Source organism: Streptomyces sp. NPDC031418 (assembly GCF_055581605.1).
Genome location: NZ_JBVIJC010000002.1, coordinates 381,137 through 402,979 on the forward strand (window position 1 = coordinate 381,137; position 21,843 = coordinate 402,979).

Annotated in this window: 20 protein-coding genes and 1 pseudogene; 16 read left to right on the plus strand and 5 right to left on the minus strand. The window is 71.6% G+C overall.

The features are described 5' to 3' along the window. The first annotated feature begins 20 nt into the window (after window positions 1-20). The 6 genes from ribH to ACZ5CZ_RS03895 all read left to right on the plus strand — a co-directional run bounded on the left by ribH (window position 21) and on the right by ACZ5CZ_RS03895 (window position 4,795). The gene (gene ribH, locus ACZ5CZ_RS03870; protein ID WP_323376830.1) at window positions 21-506 is read left to right on the plus strand and encodes a 6,7-dimethyl-8-ribityllumazine synthase; all 486 of its coding nucleotides are present in this window, start codon (window positions 21-23) and stop codon (window positions 504-506) included. 34 nt (window positions 507-540) lie between these two features. Further along, window positions 541-813 carry a phosphoribosyl-ATP diphosphatase gene (locus ACZ5CZ_RS03875; RefSeq protein ID WP_007491392.1) on the plus strand — a complete coding sequence of 91 codons (273 nt, stop codon included), beginning with the start codon at window positions 541-543 and terminating at the stop codon, window positions 811-813. Between the two features lie 51 nt (window positions 814-864). Beyond that, window positions 865-1,713: an ATP phosphoribosyltransferase gene (hisG, locus tag ACZ5CZ_RS03880; RefSeq protein ID WP_385846671.1), complete on the plus strand. Its 849-nt coding sequence runs from the start codon at window positions 865-867 to the stop codon at window positions 1,711-1,713. A gap of 14 nt (window positions 1,714-1,727) precedes the next feature. Continuing rightward, window positions 1,728-2,183, plus strand: coding sequence for a PH domain-containing protein (locus ACZ5CZ_RS03885; RefSeq protein ID WP_467543879.1), 456 nt, complete (start codon window positions 1,728-1,730; stop codon window positions 2,181-2,183). A 204-nt stretch (window positions 2,184-2,387) separates the two neighbouring features. Further along, window positions 2,388-3,722: a hemolysin family protein gene (locus ACZ5CZ_RS03890; protein WP_385846674.1), complete on the plus strand. Its 1,335-nt coding sequence runs from the start codon at window positions 2,388-2,390 to the stop codon at window positions 3,720-3,722. Further along, on the plus strand, window positions 3,719-4,795 hold the full coding sequence (locus ACZ5CZ_RS03895) for a hemolysin family protein (protein ID WP_468938860.1): 1,077 nt from the start codon (window positions 3,719-3,721) through the stop codon (window positions 4,793-4,795). Before ACZ5CZ_RS03890 ends, ACZ5CZ_RS03895 begins: the two co-directional genes overlap by 4 nt. A 29-nt stretch (window positions 4,796-4,824) precedes the next feature. On the opposite strand, the gene ACZ5CZ_RS03900 is transcribed toward ACZ5CZ_RS03895, so the two are convergent. Continuing rightward, window positions 4,825-6,690 (minus strand): AAA family ATPase, encoded by a 1,866-nt coding sequence (locus ACZ5CZ_RS03900; protein WP_468938863.1) that lies wholly within the window; start codon window positions 6,688-6,690, stop codon window positions 4,825-4,827. Window positions 6,691-7,117: 427 nt separating this feature from the next. After that, window positions 7,118-7,737, minus strand: a pseudogene (locus tag ACZ5CZ_RS03905) (uridine kinase family protein). Window positions 7,738-8,006: 269 nt separating this feature from the next. On the opposite strand from ACZ5CZ_RS03905, the gene ACZ5CZ_RS03910 reads away from it, so the two are divergent. From ACZ5CZ_RS03910 to ACZ5CZ_RS03935, 6 genes are all read left to right on the plus strand, one after another. Then, window positions 8,007-8,963, plus strand: a complete 957-nt coding sequence (locus tag ACZ5CZ_RS03910; protein WP_468938865.1) for a hypothetical protein — start codon at window positions 8,007-8,009, stop codon at window positions 8,961-8,963. 56 nt (window positions 8,964-9,019) lie between these two features. Next, window positions 9,020-10,549, plus strand: coding sequence for an amino acid permease (locus ACZ5CZ_RS03915; protein ID WP_385846679.1), 1,530 nt, complete (start codon window positions 9,020-9,022; stop codon window positions 10,547-10,549). 228 nt (window positions 10,550-10,777) lie between these two features. Continuing rightward, window positions 10,778-12,148, plus strand: a complete 1,371-nt coding sequence (locus ACZ5CZ_RS03920) for a peptidase C39 family protein (protein WP_468938866.1) — start codon at window positions 10,778-10,780, stop codon at window positions 12,146-12,148. 111 nt (window positions 12,149-12,259) lie between these two features. Further along, a complete protein-coding gene (locus ACZ5CZ_RS03925; protein WP_385846682.1) occupies window positions 12,260-12,400 on the plus strand; it encodes an SCO1431 family membrane protein in 141 nt (46 codons plus the stop codon). A gap of 107 nt (window positions 12,401-12,507) precedes the next feature. Then, complete coding sequence (locus ACZ5CZ_RS03930; protein WP_385846683.1) at window positions 12,508-13,194, plus strand: TetR/AcrR family transcriptional regulator; 687 nt, start codon at window positions 12,508-12,510, stop codon at window positions 13,192-13,194. A 180-nt stretch (window positions 13,195-13,374) separates the two neighbouring features. Next, complete coding sequence (locus tag ACZ5CZ_RS03935) at window positions 13,375-14,547, plus strand: acyl-CoA dehydrogenase family protein (RefSeq protein ID WP_385846684.1); 1,173 nt, start codon at window positions 13,375-13,377, stop codon at window positions 14,545-14,547. A gap of 387 nt (window positions 14,548-14,934) precedes the next feature. Here the strand turns inward: ACZ5CZ_RS03935 and ACZ5CZ_RS03940 are convergent, their stop codons facing one another. Then, a complete protein-coding gene (locus tag ACZ5CZ_RS03940) occupies window positions 14,935-15,369 on the minus strand; it encodes a hypothetical protein (protein WP_385846686.1) in 435 nt (144 codons plus the stop codon). Between the two features lie 243 nt (window positions 15,370-15,612). Here ACZ5CZ_RS03940 and ACZ5CZ_RS03945 point away from each other — a divergent pair, with 243 nt between their 5' ends. From ACZ5CZ_RS03945 to fxsA, 4 genes are all read left to right on the plus strand, one after another. Next, a complete protein-coding gene (locus tag ACZ5CZ_RS03945; RefSeq protein WP_385846688.1) occupies window positions 15,613-16,053 on the plus strand; it encodes an Lrp/AsnC family transcriptional regulator in 441 nt (146 codons plus the stop codon). Window positions 16,054-16,120: 67 nt separating this feature from the next. Continuing rightward, the gene (locus tag ACZ5CZ_RS03950; RefSeq protein WP_385846689.1) at window positions 16,121-17,728 is read left to right on the plus strand and encodes an amidohydrolase; all 1,608 of its coding nucleotides are present in this window, start codon (window positions 16,121-16,123) and stop codon (window positions 17,726-17,728) included. Window positions 17,729-18,259: 531 nt separating this feature from the next. After that, window positions 18,260-19,048 carry a polyprenol monophosphomannose synthase gene (locus tag ACZ5CZ_RS03955; RefSeq protein ID WP_385846691.1) on the plus strand — a complete coding sequence of 263 codons (789 nt, stop codon included), beginning with the start codon at window positions 18,260-18,262 and terminating at the stop codon, window positions 19,046-19,048. 56 nt (window positions 19,049-19,104) lie between these two features. Further along, window positions 19,105-19,662 carry an FxsA family membrane protein gene (gene fxsA / locus ACZ5CZ_RS03960; RefSeq protein ID WP_468938872.1) on the plus strand — a complete coding sequence of 186 codons (558 nt, stop codon included), beginning with the start codon at window positions 19,105-19,107 and terminating at the stop codon, window positions 19,660-19,662. Window positions 19,663-19,790: 128 nt separating this feature from the next. Here fxsA and ACZ5CZ_RS03965 read toward each other — a convergent pair whose 3' ends face one another. Both ACZ5CZ_RS03965 and ACZ5CZ_RS03970 read right to left on the minus strand, forming a co-directional pair. After that, window positions 19,791-20,165 carry an RNA polymerase-binding protein RbpA gene (locus tag ACZ5CZ_RS03965; protein ID WP_150943815.1) on the minus strand — a complete coding sequence of 125 codons (375 nt, stop codon included), beginning with the start codon at window positions 20,163-20,165 and terminating at the stop codon, window positions 19,791-19,793. 312 nt (window positions 20,166-20,477) lie between these two features. Beyond that, complete coding sequence (locus ACZ5CZ_RS03970; protein WP_385846694.1) at window positions 20,478-21,824, minus strand: MFS transporter; 1,347 nt, start codon at window positions 21,822-21,824, stop codon at window positions 20,478-20,480. Window positions 21,825-21,843: the final 19 nt, after the last annotated feature.

Consider the following 21,843-nt stretch of genomic DNA (forward strand, 5'->3'; position numbering starts at 1 on the left):
AGAAAGCACTGAGGAGAGACGTGAGCGGCAAGGGTGCACCGGAACTGTCCGTACGCAACGCGAGCGACCTGCGGGTCGCCGTCATCGCGGCGCAGTGGCACGAGAAGGTGATGGACGGCCTGGTGAACGGCGCCCTGCGCGCCCTGCACGAGCTGGGGATCGACGAGCCGACCCTGATCCGGGTCCCGGGCAGCTTCGAGCTGCCGGTCGCGGCCAAGGTGCTGGCCGGCCGCGGCTACGACGCGGTGGTCGCCCTCGGTGTCGTCATCCGCGGCGGCACCCCGCACTTCGACTACGTCTGCCAGGGCGTCACCCAGGGCCTCACCCAGGTCTCCATCGAGACCGGCGTCCCCGTCGGCTTCGGCGTGCTCACCTGCGACACCGAGGAGCAGGCCCTGGACCGGGCCGGTCTCGAGGGCTCGAACGAGGACAAGGGCCACGAGGCGGTGACCGCGGCGGTCTCCACCGCGGCCACGCTCCGCTCAGTATCCGAACCCTGGCACTGAGGCACCGGCCGGAGCGCGTAGGGTAAGGACCACCATGTCCAAGAAGACGTTCGAGGAGCTCTTCACCGAGCTCCAGCACAAGGCCGCCCACGGCGATCCCGCCACCTCCCGCACCGCCGAGCTGGTCGGCAAGGGAGTCCATGCCATCGGCAAAAAGGTCGTCGAAGAGGCCGCCGAGGTCTGGATGGCCGCCGAGTACGAGGGCAAGGAGGCGGCCGCCGAGGAGATCTCGCAGCTGCTGTACCACGTCCAGGTGATGATGGTCGCCCGCGGGATCTCCCTGGACGACGTCTACGCCCACCTCTGATACGACCCCACCAGCTCACGCACCACTCCCAACGCGAAGGAAGCCGACCTCATGCTGCGCATCGCCGTCCCCAACAAGGGTTCACTGTCCGGCCCTGCGGCGGAGATGCTGCATGAGGCCGGCTACCAGCAGCGCCGCGAGTCCAAGGAGCTGCGGATCGTCGACCCGGAGAACGAGGTCGAGTTCTTCTACCTCCGCCCCCGCGACATCGCGATCTACGTCTCCTCCGGCCGGCTCGACATCGGCATCACCGGCCGCGACCTGCTGATCGACTCCGGCGCCGACGCCGAGGAGATCCTCCCGCTCGGCTTCGCCCGCTCCACCTTCCGCTTCGCCGCCAAGCCGGGCACCGCGAACGGCGTCGAGGACCTCAAGGGCAGGACGGTCGCCACCTCCTACGAGGGCATCGTCGACCGGCACCTGGAGGAGCACGGCATCGACGCCTCCGTCGTCCACCTCGACGGCGCCGTGGAGACCGCGATCGAGCTGGGCGTGGCCGAGGTCATCGCGGACGTCGTCGAGACCGGCACCAGCCTGCGCAACGCGGGCCTGGAGGTCTTCGGCGAGCCGATCATGAAGTCCGAGGCGATCGTCATCCGGCGCACCGGCGCCGACGGCGAGGAGCCCAAGGTCCAGCAGTTCCTGCGCCGCCTCCAGGGCGTCCTGGTCGCGCGGACGTACGTGATGATGGACTACGACTGCCGCGTCGAGCAGCTCGAGAAGGCCGTCGCGCTCACCCCCGGCCTGGAGTCCCCGACCGTCTCCCCGCTGCACAACGAGGGCTGGGTCGCGGTCCGCGCCATGGTCCCCGCCAAGGAGGCGCAGCGGATCATGGACGACCTCTACGCCATCGGCGCCCGCGCCATCCTGACCACGGCCATCCACGCCTGCCGCCTGTAAGGGGTACGCCACCGATGTCCGACCTTCCCGAGCTGCCCGTCACCTTCCGGCCGGGCCACACCCGCGCCATCCTGCTCACCGCCGGCCTGGCGATCTTCCTGACCATCTCCGGGGTCGCCCTGTTGCTGGAGCATCTCGGCCCGGGCGAGCGGCTCAGTTTCGTCCTCACCGGGGCGCTCATCTTCTGGGTGCTGGCGCGGATCTCCCGGGTGCGGGTGATCGCCGAGGAGTCCGGTGTCACCGTTGTGAACATCGCCGGCGAGCGGCGGCTGGAGTGGGCGGAGATCCTTCAGGTGAACCTCCGTCCGGGCGATCCCTGGGTGTTCCTCGACCTCAGCGACGGCACCAGCCTGGCCGCGCTCGGCATCCAGCCGGGCCTGGCCAAGCAGCGCGCCATCGCCGACGCCGGCACGCTCCGGGCGCTCACCGAGGCCCGCTCGACGGCCCGGGTAGGGGAAGATCGGGGCTGACTCCGGGTCGCCCACCCTGCCCTTGTGGGCCCTGTCTTGATTAATCTGTGGGGCGGAGGCGTTTTCGCTGCGCCTCCACCCCTGTGCGCCCTCCGGTGCCCGGGGGTTCCTGCTACCCGAGGAGTGACCCCCTCCGGCGATGGACGGATCGTCCTGTAGTACCTGCGCCGCCCCCACCCGACATGACGGGAAGGCGGCGGCATCGTGACCACCTCTCTGCTGCTCCTCGCAGCCGCCCTGCTGCTCATCCTGGCCAACGGCTTCTTCGTGGCCGCCGAGTTCGGTCTGGTGACCGTCGAGCGCCCGGACGCCGAGCAGGCCGCCGCCGAAGGCGACCGACGCGCCGGCCGGGTCGTCGAGTCGCTCAGGGAGCTGTCCTTCCAGCTCTCCGGCACCCAGCTCGGCATCACCATCACCTCCCTGGTCGTCGGCATGCTCGCCGAGCCGGCCCTGGCCGGTCTGCTGCACGCCCCGTTCGCCGCGCTCGGCCTGCCCGCGGGCGCCTCCTCCGGCATCGCCGTGGTCGTCGGCATGCTGCTGGCCTCCGCCATCCAGATGGTGATCGGCGAACTGGTCCCCAAGAACTGGGCCGTGTCCAAGCCGCTCCAGGTCGCGCGGTTCGTCGCCGGCCCGCAGCACCACTTCTCCCGGCTCTTCCGGCCCGTGATCGCCGCGCTCAACACGGTCGCCAACCGGCTGGTCCGCGCCCTCGGCGTCGAACCCGCCGACGAACTGGCCTCCGCCCGCACCCCGGGCGAACTCGTCTCGCTGGCCCGGCACTCCGCGCAGGCCGGCGCCCTGGAGCAGGACACGGCCGACCTGTTCGTCCGCACCCTGACCCTGGGCGAGCTGACCGCGCAGCACGTGATGACCCCGCGCGTGAAGGTCAGCGCGCTCCAGGACACGGCCACCGCCGAGGACGTCGTCAACCTCACCCGCGCCACCGGCCTGTCCCGCTTCCCCGTCTACCGGGAGAAGATCGACGAGATCGTCGGCATGGCCCACCTCAAGGACGCGCTCGCGGTCCCCGCGGCCGACCGGCTGCGCACCCCGGTGAGCCGGATAGCCCGCAAGGCGCTCCTGGTCCCCGAGACCCTGCCCGTCCAGCCGCTCCTCGCCCGGCTGCGCAGCGAGCAGCCCATCGCCGTCATCGTCGACGAGTACGGCGGCACGGCCGGCGTCGTCACCCTGGAGGACATCGTCGAGGAACTCGTCGGCGAGGTCCGCGACGAGCACGACGGCCAGGACGCCCCCGAGCTGGCCGCCGCCCCGCCCGAGGACGGCAGGCCCGCCTGGGACGTGGACGGCAGCTGCCGGGTCGACATCCTCCAGCGCATAGGACTCGACGTGCCCGAGGGGCCGTACGAGACCGTCGCGGGCCTGGTCGCCGATCTGCTCGGCCGTATCCCGGCCCCCGGCGACAAGGCCGAACTGCCCGGCTGGCGGCTCTCGGTCCGCCGGGTCGGCCACTACCGCGCCGAGCGGGTCCGCCTGGTCAGGACGGCCCCCGTGGCGAACGTCCTGGAGGCGGCCCGATGAGCCTGCTCCAACTGCTCTTCGCCGCGCTGCTCGTGCTCGCCAACGGCTTCTTCGTCGGCGCCGAGTTCGCGCTCGTCTCGGTCCGGCGCAGCCAGATCGAACCGCTCGGCACCGCCCGCGCCCGCCAGGTGCTGTACGGCCTGGAGCGGCTGCCGCAGATGATGGCCGCCGCGCAGTTCGGCATCACCGTCTGCTCCCTGACGCTCGGCGCGGTCGCCGAGCCGACGGTGGCGCGGCTGCTGGAGCCGGTGTTCTCGGCCGTCCACCTCCCGGACGGCGTGATCCACCCGCTGGGCTATGTCATCGCCCTGGCCGCGGTGGTCTTCTTCCACCTGGTCGTCGGCGAGATGGTGCCGAAGAACCTCGCCATGGCGGCGCCCGAGAAGGCAGCCCTCTGGCTCAGCCCGGGGCTGGTCTACTTCGCCCGGCTGTGCCGGCCGATCACGGTGACCCTCGGCGCCTGCGCCCAGGGCATCCTGCGGCTGTTCCGGGTCGAGCCGAAGGACGAGGTCGAGGCCGTCGTCACCAGCGAGCAGCTCAACCGGCTGCTGGAGGACTCCGGCCAGGCCGGTCTGCTCGACCCCGAGGAGCGGGAGCGCCTGGAGGACGCGCTGGAGCTGGGCTCGCGCCCGGTGACGGACGTCCTGCTGCGCCGCGAGTTGCTGGTCACGGTGGGGCCGTCGGTCACCCCGGGGCAGATCGTGGAGCTGACCGCCCGCACCGGCTACTCCCGGTTCCCGGTCGCCGCGACCGAGACGGGTCCCTTCATGGGGTACGTCCATGTGAAGGACGTCCTCGACCTGGAGGACTCCGAGCGTGCGGTGCCCCAGCATGTCTGGCGCCCGATGACGACCCTGCGGGCCGAGCTGCCGCTCGACGACGCGCTGACCGTGATGCGGCGGGCGGCGACCCATCTGGCCCAGGTGGCGGACGCGACCGGCAAGGTGCTGGGGCTGGTGGCCCTGGAGGACGCCCTGGAGATGCTGGTGGGCGAGGTGACGGACCCGGCCCACCGCGAGCTGCCGGCCCGGGAAGCGGCCACCGGCGAACCGGAGCAGGCGCTCGCCTCCTAGCGCGGACGGACGGCGGCGGGGAGCTGTGTCTAGAAGGCCGAGGGATCGTGGGGTCCCCGGCCCGACAGCACCTCCCCGTACGCCTGCATCAGATCGGGCAGCCGCAGGGTCGCCAGATCGTCCCGCGACAGCACCCCCGTATAGGCGGACAACCGCAGGTCCCGGTAGGCACAGCTCTTCTCGTAGAGCGTCCGCAGAAACCGCCCGTTGCCCAGCTCGTCGATCCACCCCTGTTCGACCACGTGCCCGGCGATGGAGCGCAGCTCCTCCAGCGCCTCCTCGTCCCACCGGTCCCCGTTCTCCCCGGCCAGCACCTTCCCGATCTCGGTGAGTTCCTGCGGCCGGTAGGAAGGGAAGTCGACCCGGGTCGTGAACCGCGACGACAGCCCGGGGTTCGCGGCGAGCAGCCGGTCCATCCCCTCGGGATAGCCCGCGAGGATGACCACCAGATGGTCGCGGTTGTCCTCGGCCCGCTTCAGCAGCACCTGCAAGGCCTCGTCGCCGTACGCGTCCCCCTTGCCGTACCCGGAGTTGGACAGCGAGTACGCCTCGTCCACGAACAGCACTCCGCCGATCGCCGAGTCGATCAGCTCGTTCGCCTTCACGGCGGTCTGCCCGAGGTACTCGCCGACCAGGTCGGCCCGCTGCGCCTCCACCAGATGGTCGCCGCCGAGCAGCCCGAGCGCGTAGAAGACACGGCCGAGGATGCGGGCCACCGTGGTCTTCCCCGTGCCCGACGGACCGGAGAAGACGAAGTGCCGCTTGGGCGGCTGCACCGGCAGCCCCTGCCCGGCCCGCAGCCGGGCCATGTTGAGCTGTGCGGACAACGCCTTGACCTGGCGTTTGACGGGTTCGAGCCCGACCATGCGCTCCAGCTCGGCGAGCGCCTCCTCGAGTAACCCGGGATCGGTCGGCCCGGCCGGGATCGGCGACGTGGAGACCCCGGTCTTGGCCCGCACCGCCGGGCCGGTCACCGAGGCCAGCGGGCCCGTCGGCGGCTCCGGCTCGGGCAGCCGCAGATCACGCCCCTCGGCGCCGAAGAGCGGATCGAAGCCGCAGTCCGGTCCGTCCACGGTGTCCTGGCCGGCGCCGGTCAGCGTGATGGCGGCGAGGTCGGCCGGATCGTCGTAGCCGTCGCCCTCGGCGATCGCGGCGAGCCGCGCCGAGGTGTCCATGAAGGCGGGGTCCACCCGGTGCACCGCGCGGTAGAGGGGGAGCGCGGCGGCGCTGCGCCCGGTGCCCTCGTGCGCCCGCGCCAGCCAGTAGCGCAGCTCCTTGCGCTGCGGCTGTTCGCTGCGGCACCGCATCAGCGCCGCCGCGAGGAGGGGTTCGGCCTGGCCGTACATCTCCAGCCGGACCCGGGCCATGCCGCCGAACAGCCCGGCCTCGATGCCGAGCATGGCGTCGTCAAGCAAGGGGTCGGTGTGCCGGACCAGCTGTTCCCAGTCCTTGACCAGATAGGCCCGGCAGGAGTGCAGAAACCGGACCTGCGGGTCGGTGTCGACCGGGGGCAGCCCGGCGAGCGCCCGGTCCAGCTCGGGTACGTGCCGGCCGTCCAGCCAGTGCGAGGCGTGCGCCAGCAGCAGATCACGCGGGGTCTCCAGCACCGGCTGCACCCACCAGCCCAGCCAGTACCAGGAGTTGAGCGCCCGGCGGTGCCGGGTGCGCTGCTCGCCGAAGCGGTCCCGGTGCCGGAACATTCTGAGCAGCGCGGTCGTGGTGTCGACCCGCAGCGCGTGCAGCCCGAGCCAGGCGTCCGCCATGCCCGGGTCCATCCGCACCGCGGCGCGGAACTCCTCCTCGGCCTGCGGATAGGCGCCCATCGTGTAGGCGTCCACCCCGCGCAACCAGGCGAGCTCGGCCGGAGCCTCGGGACCCTGCGTGCCGAAGTCCATCACGTCCCCCCACAGACCGTGCCCCGTGGTTCACCACCGGGCAGTCGCCCGACGGCCGCCGCGGTCGAACCGCCCTGCCGCGGACCGGAGTTGCAGTGCGCGAGGCAGCTGCTCGAAGGTCGCACCGAGGGCATCGTACCCGCGCGGCCACCGCGCGCCGAAGTGTGCCGCAGGGGCCGATTGACAAGGTGGGAGCAGACGGGGCGCACGGGCGCCGGTGACCGAGGGTGAGCGGCGCGGGGCGCGGGCGGCCGGGAAAGGACGCCGAGGGCAGAACGAAGCCCCCGATCACGGGGGAACAACCGGGGGCTTCGCGTCCTGAGGCGGCTCCGAATGCCGCACATTGAGAACGTAAGTCCTGTACGGCCCCCCGGTCAAGCCGAGTTGAGGGACTCGGAGAACTTCCCTCACAAGGGTCTTCACAGCTTCACCACATCCGGGACGGCTCGTCACCCTGAGTCATATTCTGGCCCGACCCAGGGGTTACTTCGGTCCCGGCAGCACCTCATACCCCTCCGGTGTCTGGAGCACCAGAAGATCGGCGTGGGGTCGCGAGGGGTCGGCGGCGAAGTGTGCGCGCTCCGCCGCGACCCAGCCGTCCCAGAACTCCCGCTGCTCCGCCCCGTCCCGCAGCCGGCCGCGTGCCCAGGACCGCTCCGCGGGCAGCTCCATCCACAGCAGCTGCGCCAGGTGCGGCCGCAGCGCGCGGCGGCCGGCGCCGACGCCCTCGATCAGCACCACCGGCGCCGCGGGCAGCGGACACGGCGCGCCGAACGCACGGGTGCGCCAGTCGTAGGGGGTGTAGTGGGCGATCTCGCCACGGGCGAGGGGCTCGATCACCTGGGTGCGGAGCCGGTCGGTCCAGGCGAACAGCTGCTCATGGCTGGCGATGTCGTCCAGGTGCAGCACCGGCGCCCCGCCCAGGGCGGCGGCCAGCCGCCCGGCGAAGGTGGACTTTCCGGAGCCGGCGTGCCCGTCGACGCCGATCAGCCGGACCGGGCCCAGGGACGGGGGCAGTCCGCGCAGCTGGACGGCGAGGTGGTGAATGGTGATTCCCGGGGGGTGATGCGGTGCGGGTCGTGTGAGAGGTTTTCCGGAAACAGTCTAGAGCGCGCGCTGCCGGGCAGTGCGCCGGGTGTGCAGCCCGCAAAAGTCGACGTTTGAACCATCGGCTGGCGGCCAGTCAATCATCTGCATAACCATTTCCCCAATCCTCTGACCGATATGTCGAATTCGGCGTTCCGGGTGCGCCCGGCGCTGAGTAGGGTGCCTCGTGCGCAACCGCGATGCGTCGTACGGGGAACAGGCGGGGGGACATGGGCGCGGACTTATTCGAAGGGCACTATGTGTGGCATCCGGCGGCCGACGACCGGGTCCTGGCGAGCGTTTGTGTCGATGTGCGCGCCGGACGTTATCGATACGCGTACGAGGCTCTCGCCGAGACGCGTTCGGACTTCGCGCTGCGGGCCCACCGCTCGCTGGTCCTCGCCTCCGAGGCGGCCGGCACCGACCTGGTGGAGCGGTGGCTGGCCGAGGAACCGAGCCCGGAGGCGGCCCTCATGTGGGCCCGGGTCGCGGTGCAACGCGCCCTGCGGGCCGCCGACGGCCGTGACCAGCGCGCCGAGGCCCTGGAACGGATCGCGCTGACCGCGTGCGACCGGGCCGCCGAGGCGGCACCCGAGGACCCCACGCCGTGGGTCGCCAAGCTGGCCATGGCCCGGCTGCACCGGCTGCGCGAGCCGGCCCCGCACGGCCTGCTCACCGCGCCACCGGGCCCCTGGCGGTTGTTCGCGCACATCCTGTCCCTGGACCCGTGGCACCGCGAGGCGCACCACCGCTTCCTGTCGTTCTTCTTCACGCGCCACGGCGGCTCGGTCAACGCGGCCTGGGACGTGGCCGCCTTCCTCAGCCAGCGGGCTCCCAGTGACTCCGCGCTGCGGCTGCTGCCCCTGGTGGCCCTGGTGGAGAGCTACAACCCGACCCAGCTGCTCGCCGACCGGGTCTGGGAGCAGCCGCAGTGGCGCTCCACCGCGCTGGCGATCTACCACAACTGGCTGCCCACGGTGGCCGATTACCGCTTCACCCCGGTGCTCGACCTGGCCTATCTCGCGCATGCGCTGGTCATGGCCCAGTGCGAGTTCGAGGCGCGGGCGGTCTTCACGGCGATGGGGCCCTACGCCTCGCGCATGCCCTGGAGTGCCTTCGGCGACCCCGCCGAGCAGCTCTCCCGGGCCCGGCGCGGCTGCGGCCTGCCCGTCCCGGGCCCCGGCTGACACCGCTCGCCCCCCTTATTCCCCGCCCTGCCCCCCCTCCACAGAAAGGCCGATCTGTGTCGGAACGGACATCGGCGCCCCGCGCGGGCGCGGACCGGGTCGTGCTCGACGATGACGCGACCCTGCACGCGATGGGTTATCCGCGAAAACTCACCCGGCGCTTCCAGGCGTTCGACAACTTCGCGATCTCCTTCACCATCATCAATATTCTCTCGGGTATTTTCTCGTCCTTCGGATTCGGTATGAACGCGGGTGGTCCGCGTATTCTCGTGTTCGGCTGGATCGGCGTTTCGCTCATGGTGCTGCTCATCGGTGCGGCCATGGCGGAAGTCGCCTCCGCCTATCCGACGAGCGGTGCGCTGTATTTCTCCGCCGGTAAACTCGCCAAACGGCACAAGGGCGCCTGGTCCTGGTTCACGGGCTGGCTGAACTTCGTCGGCCAGATCGGCGGCACCGCCGCCACCGGCTATGCGGCCGCCACCTTCATCCAGGCCTTCATCAGCCTCCAGTGGCCCTCCTACCAGCCGACCGCGCACCAGACGGTGCTGCTCACGGCGGTGATCATCATCGTCCAGGGGCTCGCCAACACCTACACCGTGCAGCTCGTCGCCGTCCTGAACCGTATTTCCGTGTGGTGGCTGCTGATCGGACTCGTCGTGATCGTGGGCGCACTCATAGTGATGCCCGATCGGCATCAGCACGTGTCCTTCGTGACGCATTTCGAGAACAACACCGGCTTCACGAGCGGGCTTTACGGCGGCATGCTCGGTCTGCTGGTCACCAGCTGGACCTTCACCGGCTTCGACGGCAGCTTCCACATGTCCGAGGAAACGGTCCAGGCGACGGTCAACGCACCGAAGGGGATCACCCGGTCCATCGGCTATTCGGCGATCACCGGACTGATCCTGATGCTGGCACTGGTCTACAGCATTGGCGACTACGCCAAGGAAGCCGGCACGAGCGCACCCCCGGTCCAGATCCTCATCGACGGCCTGGGCCTCGGCGCGGCCAAGCTCATGCTCCTTATCGTCATCGGCGCGATGCTCTTCTGCGGCCTCGCCAACCTCACCAGCAACACCCGGCAGATCTTCGCCTTCTCCCGGGACGGCGCCATGCCCGGCTCCCGCTGGTGGCACTCGGTCTCGCAGCGCACCCGTACCCCGGTGAAGGCGGTCTGGCTGGCCGTGGCCTGCTCGCTCGCGCTCGTCGTCCCCGGCTGGTGGTCCCATACGGCCTTCACCGCGATCGTCAGCGTGAACGTGGTCGGGCTCTTCCTCGCCTACGCGGTGCCGATCTTCCTGCGGCTCCGGCTCGGTGACGCCTTCCAGCCCGGGCCGTGGCACCTGGGGCGCTGGGGGAAGCCGATCGGCTGGCTGGCGGTGGTCTGGATCCTGGTCAGCAGCGTCCTGTTCATGCTGCCGCAGGCCTCGCCGATCACGGCCGACTCCTTCAACTACGCGCCGATCGCGCTCGCCGTCGTCCTGCTCGTGGCCACGGTCTGGTGGTTCGCCACCGCCCGCCGCCGCTTCCAGGGCCCGGTCAGCTACGGCCGCCCCGACGAGGTCGCGGCCATGGATCTCGTCTGACCTGCGCCGCCCGCCGCCGGGCGCGTGGGGGGCTGCCCGCACAGCTCCCCACGCCGGGCGCGTGGGCCGCCGGGGGGCAGCTCCCCGCGCCCCCTCCACCGGCCCAGACCAATATTCATTCCGCTGCCCGCGCCGAAGTGCTGGAAGGCACCCCGCGGCTGCTCCATAGTTGGCGCACACACCGCGCACCGCACCAGCCCCGACCCGGACCTGGGGGTAACCGCGTCCATGAGCAGAGCCCAGCAGCCGTCCCGCCGAACCGTCCTCGCCGTCGCCGTCACCGCCGCGATGGCCGGCCTCACGCCCCCGGCGGCCGCCGCCCAGCGCCCCGACACCGCGGACGCCGACGACCCCGGCGTGCCGCAGGCCCGCCCGATCGACTACCACGCCTGGACCACGTATCCCGACTGGCGCTCCGGCACCCACGAGGGCACCACGGCCGTGCCCGGCTCCCGCCCCGGCCTCGCGATCGACACCGCCGCGGGCCGTACCGACTACCACGACCCGCACACCGGCACCACCGCCACCTGGGAGTACGCCGTCTGGACCAGCCCGGTCCACACGCTCACCACACCCGCCACCGAGGCCGTCGCCTCCTGGAACGCGCACACCCCCGACGGCACCTGGCTCCAGGTCGAACTCCAGGGCACCTACTCGGACGGCACCGCGACCCCCTGGTACGTCATGGGCCGCTGGGCGGCCGGCGACCAGGACATCAAGCGGACCTCGGTGGACGGTCAGGGCGACGGCAAGAGCGCCGTCTGGACCGACACCTTCGCGATCGGCGACGCGAGCACCGGGCTGCGGCTGGCCTCGTACCGGCTGCGCCTCACGCTCTATCGCCGGCCCGGCACCCGTCTCACCCCGACCGTCTGGCGCCTCGGCGCCATGGGCTCCGACATCCCCGACCGCTTCACCGTCCCCGCCTCCACCCCCGCCCTCGCCCGGGAACTGGTCGTCCCGCGCTACTCGCAGGAGATCCACAAGGGCCAGTACCCGGAGTACGACAACGGCGGCGAGGCCTGGTGCAGCCCCACCTCCTCGCAGATGATCATCGAGTACTGGGGCGGCCGGCTCACCCCCGCGCAACTGTCCTGGGTCGACCCCTCCTACGCCGACCCGCAGGTCGACCACGCGGCCCGCTTCACCTACGACCACCAGTACCAGGGCTGCGGCAACTGGCCGTTCAACGCCGCCTACGCGGCCACCTTCGAGGGGGTCCAGGGCGTGGTCACCCGGCTCGCCTCGCTCACCGACCTGGAGACGCTGATCGCGGCCGGCATCCCGGCCATAACGTCCCAGTCCTTCCTCAAGACCGAGCTGACCGGCGCCGGCTACGGCACCTCCGGTCACCTCATGACCGTGATCGGCTTCACCGCGGACGGCGACGTCATCGCCAACGACCCCGCCTCGCCGAGCGACGACGCGGTGCGCCGGGTCTATCCGCGCCGCGAGTTCGAGAACATCTGGCTGCGGACCAAGCGGTACAACGCCTCCGGCAAGGTCGTCTCCGGCAGCGGAGGGGTCTGCTACCTCTACTTCCCGGCGCGGCCCACCCCGCGCCAGCGCACGGCGCTCGCCGCGGTGGGCGTCTGCTGACCCTGTGACCAAGCTCATCAGCGCACACGCCGTCGCGGGTGGCAAGGTGGACAAAGGGGTTGGGGGGCCCGTCCTGTACGTCCGTCCCGTCCTACCTCTGCGAGAGCCAGCATGACCGCACACCAGGCCACCGCCACCCGCGTCCGTACCGGCGGCCCCCGTACCGACGGCCCGAAGCTGATGGAGCACCTTCTGGGCTGGGTCCTCGTCGCCGTGACCGCGATGCTCGTGACCCAGCTCGGTCTGCTCTGACCCGCCGCCCCGAAAGCGCCCTGTTCCGACCCCGATCCTGACGGGTTCATGTTCTGACATACTGCGGCTGTCCCGCCGAACTGCCTGGAACAGGGCCGAAATTGAATATGCGTCAACAAGCCGCCGCCGTCCGTCCGCCGGTGCGCGGCACCGCGCGCTCCGCAGCCCGTCGCGCCGAACTCATCGCCATCGGCCGGAAACTGTTCGCCGACACGTCCTACGACGCGCTGTCCATGGACGACATCGCCCGCCAGGCGCATGTCGCCAAGGGGCTGATCTACTACTACTTCCAGTCCAAGCGCGGCTACTACCTGGCGATCATCGAGGACTCCGTCGCCGGACTGGTCACCCTGGCCTCGACCAGCCTGGACATGCGCGCCGTGGACCGGGTCCACCGCACCATCGACAGCTATCTGCGGTACGCCGAACACAACCAGGCCGCCTATCGCGCCATCGTCAGCGGCGGCGTCGGCTTCGACGCCGAGGTGCACGCCATCCGGGACGGCGTGCGTGACGCGATCATCGAGACCATCGCCCACGGTGCCTACGGCCGCAGCGACATCTCCCCGCTGGCCCGGATGGGCCTGCTCGCCTGGCTGTGCAGCGTGGAGGGCGCCGCCCTCGACTGGATCGACCGGCCCGAGCTGTCCCGCGACACCATGCGCGAGCTGCTGGTGAAGACGCTCGGCGGAGCCCTGCGGGCCATCGAGGAACTGGATCCGTCCTGCCCGGCGCCGAAGCCGGCACGCCGGGACGAGGGTGATCGAAAAGTTACCACTGGATTCTTGGAGTAAGCGGTCGTTAACTGGTGACGGGACGTTGCTGATCGGGCATACTCACTGCGCACAGCCGCTGGTCAGCAGCTTCCGTAACCCGGGAGCAGGCGCCTTCGGCACACGCGACCGGCGAGGCGGAGCCGCCCCCACCCGACGGGCCAGACCGCCAGTGCCCGACACAGGGAGGAGACCGACGCCATGTCCGACCGCGAACCGCAGCCGGTGGAGCGTCAGCTGCCGACGGAGGAGGCGCGGGATCTGCTCGCGCTCGTCCGCGACATCGCCCAGCGCGAGATAGCGCCGAAGGCCGCAGAGGAGGAGGACGCGGGACGCTTCCCGCGCGAGGTCTTCACCCTGCTCTCCGAGTCCGGCCTGCTCGGCCTGCCCTACGACTCCGAGTACGGCGGCGGCGACCAGCCCTACGAGGTCTACCTCCAGGTCCTGGAGGAGCTGGCCGCGGCCCGCCTCACCGTCGGCCTCGGCGTCAGCGTGCACACCCTCGCCTCCTACGCGCTCGCCACCTTCGGCACCAAGCAGCAGCAGGTCGAGCACCTGCCCGCGATGCTCGGCGGCGGCCTGCTCGGCGCGTACTGCCTCTCCGAGCCGTCCTCCGGCTCGGACGCGGCCTCCCTGCGCACCAAGGCGGTCCGGGACGGGGACGGCTGGGTGATCGACGGCACCAAGGCCTGGATCACCCACGGCGGCATCGCCGACTTCTACACCGTGATGGCCCGCACCGGGGAAGAGGGCCCGCGCGGGATCACCGCCTTCCTCGTGCCCGGGGACACCCCCGGCCTGAGCGGTGCGGTGCCCGAGAAGAAGATGGGCATGAAGGGCTCACCCACCGCCCAGGTCCACTTCGACGGCGTCCGGGTCTTTGACGACCGGCGCATCGGCGAGGAGGGCCAGGGCTTCGCCATCGCCCTGTCCGCCCTGGACTCCGGCCGGCTCGGCATCGCCGCCTGCGCGATCGGCCTGGCCCAGGCCGCGCTGGACGAGGCGGTCGGGTACGCGGCCCAGCGACGCCAGTTCGGCCGGCCCATCGCCGACTTCCAGGGCCTGCGCTTCATGATCGCAGACATGGCGACCCAGATCGAGGCCGGCCGCGCGCTCTACCTCGCCGCGGCCCGGCTGCGCGACGCGGGCAAGCCCTTCGCCAAGCAGGCCGCCATGGCCAAGCTGCACTGCACCGACACGGCCATGAAGGTCACCACCGACGCCGTGCAGATACTCGGCGGGTACGGCTACACCGCCGACTTCCCGGCCGAGCGCTATATGCGCGAGGCCAAGGTCCTTCAGATCGTGGAGGGCACCAATCAGATCCAGCGGATGGTCATCGCCCGCCATGTGGCGGGACCAGAGGGTCGCTGAACTGCCCGCTGCGCACCGTCGGCGCCGCCAGCCTGACCCACTCCGGGTCATGGCGGCCCGGCAGGGTGCGGCCCCGGTCGGCCCAGATGCGCAGCAGGTCGCGGTAGATGGGCGGGTCCGGCGGCGGAGGCGGCTGAACCGATTCCGCAGGGCGGGGAACGAAGAGGCGGCGCTGCCGCTCGGCCGCCGGGTACAGGGTGGTCATACCAGGGCAACGCGCCGACGGCCGTACAGGTCACCGCGCCCGGGAATCGAGCGTGCGTCCAGGTGTACCCCGTCCCGGCCCCGGCCGCCCGGGCCTGGCGGACGTACCGTCGGCGCGCACTCCTCCCGCACCACGGCACTCCGCGCGCCGTGGTGCGGGACGGACCAGGGGACCGCGCCGGCTCAGGCGGCCTGGCGGCGCATCGCCGGCACGCGCATCGGGCGCGAGCCCGGGCCGCCGACGTGGGAGAAGGGCTGCGTCCGCCAGTCCAGACCCTGGGGGAGCGTCAGCAGCAGGGCGGTGTCCTGCTCCTGCGGCTCGAAGGACTCGTCCGCGGGACGGGCCTCGGTCGCCGCGCGTCCCGTACCCGCGCACACCGTGAGCCCGAACGGGTTCCACGGCGAGGCGCACAGCGCGTGCTCCGGCAGGACCTCCTCGTCCGCCAGCAGCGCGATCGGCTGGGCGCAGTCCGGGCAGATCACCCGGTACATCTCGAAGGTGTCGTAGGCGTCGAACTCCTCATCGGGAACGTCGGGTTCGACGCCCTCCGGCTCGGGCTCGAGCACCGGCTGCTGCCGACCGGACGCGGATCGACCAGGGCGGTGGACACTCTGCATGGGATTCTCCCCCTAAGGCTGGGCCGTGAAGGCGCTGCGGCCTCGACCACAGCAAGCAATTCCCGTCCGCCATCGGCGGTAATCACGAGAACATCACGGAGCGCGTTCGAGTCATGTGGTGTTCGTCACATGCCGCACGAAGGTGCCCCGCGGGGGTAGGTGCGGTGCTTTTTGTATCGAACCGGCCCCGGCCCGGGCTCTCGGCTACCCGAGGCGATCACGTGCACGGTAGGTTTTTGCGCCATGGAGGAGTTGGACCGTCAGATCGTGCAGCTGCTCGTCACTGACGGGCGGATGAGCTACACCGACCTGGGCAAGGCCACGGGCCTGTCCACGTCGGCCGTGCACCAGCGGGTGCGCCGGCTCGAACAGCGGGGTGTCATCCGGGGCTATGCCGCGGTGGTCGATCCCGAGGCCGTCGGGCTGCCGCTGACCGCGTTCATCTCGGTGAAGCCGTTCGACCCCAGCGCCCCCGACGACATCGCGGACCGGCTCGCCGGCGTCCCCGAGATCGAGGCCTGCCACAGCGTCGCCGGGGACGAGAACTACATCCTCAAGGTGCGCGTGGCCACCCCGCACGAGCTGGAGGAACTGCTGGCCCGGCTGCGCAGCCTGGCGGGCGTCTCCACCCGCACCACGGTCGTCCTGTCGACCCCGTACGAGGCCCGTCCGCCGCGGATCTGACCGGGGCCGCCGTAGGCAGGCCGCCCCAGGTGCGGCCGAGGCCGCCCGACAGGAGAAACTGTCGGCTATGAGCAACCGCACCGCCGAGCCCCCCGCCACCGTCCTTCTCCGCCGCGGCGAGGTGCACAGTCCCGCCGATCCCTTCGCGACGGCGATGGTGGTCGAGGCGGGGCATGTCGCCTGGGTCGGCTCCGAGGGCGCCGCGGACGCCTTCGCCGACGGTGTGGACGAGGTGATCGACCTCGACGGCGCCCTGGTCACCCCGGCCTTCACCGACGCCCATGTGCACACCACCGCCACGGGCCTCGCCCTGACCGGCCTCGACCTGTCCGCCGCGCCCTCCTTGGAGGCGGCCCTCGACCTGGTCCGCGCGTTCGCCGCGGCCCGCCCCGGCGACCGGGTCCTGCTCGGCCACGGCTGGGACGCCGCCCGCTGGCCCGGCGGCCGTCCGCCGACCCGCGCGGAACTCGACGCGGCCACCGGCGGCCGGCCGCTGTACCTGTCCCGCATCGACGTGCACTCGGCGGTCGTCACCACCGCCCTGCTGGACCTGGTCCCCGGTGCCGTCCCGCGCGAGGACGCCCCGCTCACCGCCGACGCCCACCACACCGTCCGCGAGGCGGCCCTGGCCGCCATCACCCCGGCCCAGCGCGCCGAGGCCCAGCGCGCCGCGCTGACCCACGCGGCCTCGCTCGGCATCGGCTCGGTGCACGAGTGCGGCGGCCCGCAGATCTCCTCCGAGGACGACTTCACCGCCCTGCTGCGGCTCGCCGCCGAGATCCCCGGCCCGCGCGTGGTGGGCTACTGGGCCGAGCGAGACGTCGACAAGGCCCGCGAACTGGGTGCCGTGGGCGCCGCGGGCGACCTCTTCGCCGACGGCGCCCTCGGCTCGCACACCGCCTGTCTGCACGAGCCGTACGCCGACGCCGGCCACACCGGCACCGGCTACCTGGACGCCGACGAGGTCGCCGCCCATGTCGTCGCCTGCACCGAGGCCGGCCTCCAGGCGGGCTTCCACGCCATCGGCGACGCCGCCGTGACCACCGTCGTGGACGGTGTGCGCGCCGCCGCCGAGAAGATCGGCCTCGCCCGGATCCGGGCCGCCCGGCACCGCGTGGAACACGCCGAGATGCTCACCCCCGACACCATCGCCGGCTTCGCCGAACTGGGCCTGATCGCCTCCGTGCAGCCCGCCTTCGACGCCCTGTGGGGCGGCGAGGACGGCATGTACGCCCGCCGGCTCGGCGCCGAGCGGGCCCGCACCCTCAACCCCTACGCCGCGCTGCTCCGCTCCGGAGTCCCGCTCGCCTTCGGCTCCGACAGCCCCGTCACCCCGCTCGACCCCTGGGGAACGGTCCGCGCCGCCGCCTTCCACCGCACGCCCGAGCACCGCGTCTCCGTACGCGCCGCGTTCACCGCCCACACGCGCGGCGGCTGGCGGGCCGTCGGACGGGACGACGCGGGCGTCCTGGTCCCGGGCGCACCCGCGGACTACGCGGTCTGGCGCTCCGGCGAACTGGTCGTACAGGCCCCCGACGACCGGGTGGCCCGCTGGTCCACCGATCCGCGCTCCGGCACCCCCGGCCTCCCCGACCTCACCCCGGGCCGGGAGCTTCCGGTCTGCCTGCGCACCGTGGTGGGCGGCCGGACGGTGTTCGTACGGCCGGGCGAGTGATCTGCCGGTGCGGCGGTCGGGCCGGCCGCCGCACCGGCCCCGCCGCCCACCTGCGCATCCTCCGGGCCTACGGCGGCCATTCCGGCGTTTTCGCAGGTCACAGAGGTGTTGACAGTCGGCGGCCGACGGCCGGTAGGTTCGTTCGAGTCCACCACTGGACGCCCGACCGGGGAACGTTCGCGCGCCTCGCCGCAGCGCCGCTGGGTCAGGGGCGGTGTGCCGCACGGGGCACCGCCACTGGGAGCCAGGCTCAGCGCTCGCGCAGGCGAGGGAACGTTCCGGTGGTCGGCTGGGTGTGACCCGGGTGGGGCCCGGCGCTCAGTAGACAACGGCTCTCGGTCGATCCGCAGCCAGCGGGTCCCAGGTCGGCCCGAAGGGTGCCAGGCCCCCCATCCGCGCGGCAGCCGATGCGGAAAGGCGCATTCTTACCCCACTCTTGTGGAAACGACACCCCCATACGAAGGCGCTGTCACCTCTTCCCAGGCAGCGGCCACTATGGTGGACGCCTGCGTACGACCAGAAGGGGCAGCAGTGAACGACGGCGACGGGACCCTCGCGGCCACAGCCCAGGGGAGGCAGTTCGGCCCGCTCGGCACGGCCTTGGTGATCATTCCGACCTACAACGAGGCGGAGAACATCAAGCGCATCGTCGGCCGAGTGCGCAAGGCCGTTCCCGAGGTGCACGTCCTGGTGGCGGACGACAACAGCCCTGACGGCACCGGCAAGCTCGCCGACGAACTGGCGGCCGAGGACGAGCAGGTCCATGTCATGCACCGCAAGGGCAAGGAGGGCCTCGGCGCCGCCTACCTCGCGGGCTTCCGCTGGGGCCTGGAGCGCGACTACGGCGTGCTGATCGAGATGGACGCCGACGGCTCCCACCAGCCCGAGGAGCTGCCCCGGCTGCTGACCGCCCTCAAGGGCGCCGACCTGGTGCTGGGCTCGCGCTGGGTGCCGGGCGGCCGGACGGTGAACTGGCCCAAGTCCCGCCAGCTCATCTCCCGCGGCGGCAGCCTCTACTCCCGCCTCGCCCTGGACCTGCCGCTGCGCGACATCACCGGCGGCTACCGCGCCTTCCGCCGGGAGACGCTGGAGGGGCTCGGCCTGGACGAGGTGGCCTCGCAGGGGTACTGCTTCCAGGTGGACCTGGCCCGCCGCGCGGTCAAGGCCGGCTTCCATGTGGTCGAGGTCCCGATCACCTTCGTCGAGCGGGAACTGGGCGACTCCAAGATGAGCAAGGACATCGTGGTCGAGGCGCTGTGGCGGGTGACCGCCTGGGGCGCCGAGGACCGCGTCGCCAAGCTTCGCAACAAGGGCAAGTAGCGCCCGGCTGATCAGCCCTTATCCCGCGCTGAGCCGCGCCCGGGCACACTGGGGGCATGACGATTGGCGCACCGACCACTTCTCCGACCACCGCCCGGCCCCGGCGCTCCCGGCTGCGCAGGTATCTGCCGCTGGGAGTCGCCGCGTGGCTGGTGCTGGAGATCTGGCTGCTGACCCTGGTCGCGGGCCTGGCGGGCGGCCTCGCCGTGTTCCTCCTGCTCGTCGCCGGGGCCGTGGCCGGCTCGGTGGTGATCAAGCGGGCGGGACGCCGTGCGTTCCAGAGCCTCAGTGAGGCGGTCCAGCGGGGCGGTTCCCCGGAGCGCGGCGGGGGCAACGGGCTGATGATGCTCGGCGGTCTGCTGTTGATGATCCCGGGCCTGGTCTCGGACGCGGCCGGTCTGCTCCTGCTGCTGCCGCCGGTCCAGCGGGCCGTCGGCCGCTACGCGGAGAACACCCTGGAGAAGCGGCTGCGCAACGCCGCCCCGGGCAGCCTGGGCGACGCCTTCCAGCAGGCGCGTATGCACCGCCCCGACGGCAAGGTGGTCCAGGGCGAGGTCATCCGGGAGCAGCGCGCCGAGGAGCCGGGGGAGCGGCGGCCGCCGCTGACCCGCTGAGGGCCTTAGGGCGCGCCGGGGTCTCCCCGGTCTTCCGGACACACGGAAACCGCGGGTGCCGTACGCCATTGACGTACGGCACCCGCGGTCTCTTGTATGCGCTGAGTCTCCCGCCCGGTCCCGGAGGACTAGGCCGACTTGCGGCTGTCGCGGGGGTGAACCGCGATGTTCATCGCCCCCGAGCGCAGAACCGCCAGGCGCTCCTCGAGGACCTCTTCGAGCTCCTCACGGGTGCGCCGCTCCATCAGCATGTCCCAGTGGGTACGCGCGGGCTTGGCCTTCTTCTCTTCCGGGCCGTCGCCGTCAACCAGGAGCGCCGTGGCCCCGCAGACCTTGCACTCCCACTCCGGCGGGATCTCCGCCTCGACCGAGAAGGGCATCTCGAACCGGTGCCCCTTCTCACATGCGTACTCCACGGCCTGGCGCGGGGCCAGGTCGATGCCGCGGTCCGTCTCGTAGCTGGTCACCACGAGGCGCGTACCGCGAAGAGCTCGCTCACTCATGAATCGTGCCTCCCGGGCTTGTCGCCCACAGGACAGGTGTCGCTGTCGTCGTCATCCGGTCAACGTCCGGTCGGCGGTAAAGATTCCCGTCCCGTGTCCCGTTCCGGGTCATGCGTCGCCGTCGTAGCCGCAGCCTTGCTGACAAATGTCGTACCCACCGGCGCCCGGTTTGTCACATCTGCTAGCAGATGTCACCCAGCGTTTCGGCATCTTTGACGCGCAGTAACGGTACGCCTGGCAGGCCAAAGGCGTACACTACCGCCCTTTCGGGTTGAACGCTAAATCGGCACTAGGTTGAACGCTAAATCGGCGCTAGATCTTTTCCGGAACCGGGTTGCCCGCCTCGGCGATCGCCTGCCGCACCGGCACCCTGGCGAGCAGCACGAAGCCGATGGCGAAGAACGCCACCAGGGAGACGATCGCGGAGCGATAGCTTCCGGTCAGCTGGTAGGTCACCCCGAACAGCAGCGGCCCGAGCCAGCTCATCCCGCGGTCGCTCAGCTCGTACGCCGAGAAGTACTCGGCCTCCTTGCCCGGCGGCACCAGATGCGAGAACAGCGAGCGGGACAGCGCCTGGCTGCCGCCGAGCACCAGGCCGATCCCGCCGGCCAGCACGAAGAAGAACACCGGTGCCTTCGCGGGCAGGAAGTAGCCGGCCGCGAGCGTGACCGTCCATGCCACCAGCGAGCCCAGGATCGTGCGCTGGGCGCCGTACGTCCGGGACAGCCGCCCCATCGCCAGCGCCCCGGCGACGGCCAGCACCTGCACCAGCAGCACCGCCACGATGAGCGTCGACTGCCCGAGCCTCAGCTCCTGCGAGCCGTAGATCGAGGCCTGGGAGATCACCGTCTGGATGCCGTCGTTGTAGACGAGGTACGCCAGCAGGAAGGCCAGGGTCAGCGGATGCCGGCGCATGTCCCGCGCCGTGGCCGCCAGCTGACGCAGCCCGGGCGCCGTCGCCGAGCGCTCCACGCGCGCGTGCCGGTCGCGCAGCCTGCGCAGCGGGACGACCGTGAAGGCGCCCCACCACAGACCGGCCGAGGCCAGGCAGATCCGGACCGCGGCCGTCTCGCCGAGGCCGAAGGAGTCGTGCGCCGAGTAGAGCACCAGGTCGGCGACGAGCACCGAGGACCCCGCCGCGTAGCCGAAGGCCCAGCCCCGGGAGGAGACCGCGTCGCGCTCCTCGGGCGGGGCGATCTGCGGGAGGTAGGAGTTGTAGAGCATCATCCCGACGGACTGCGCCGCGTTGGCCACGACGAGCAGCACACCGCCGAGCAGATAGCGGTGGCCGTCGAGGAAGAACATGCCGGTGGTGGCGGCGGCCCCGGTGTACGCGGCGGCCGCGAGCAGCGGCTTCTTACGGCCCGTACGGTCGGCCGCGCTGCCCACGAGCGGCATCACCACCACGGCGAGGATCACCGAGAGGGAGACCGAGTAGGCGAAGAACGAGCCCGCGCGGACCGGGACGCCCAGCGGATGCACATAGCCGTCCGCGTCCGCCGCGTGCTCGGCGACCGAGGTCAGATAGGGGCCGAGGAAGACGGTCAGGACGCTGGTCGAGTAGACCGAGCAGGCCCAGTCGTAGAAGTACCAGCCGCGCTGCTCGCGTCTGCGGCCCGCGGTGTCGTCCGCCGCCGGCCGCACGGTGTCGGTGCTCACCCGAGCCCTCGCTCTCCCC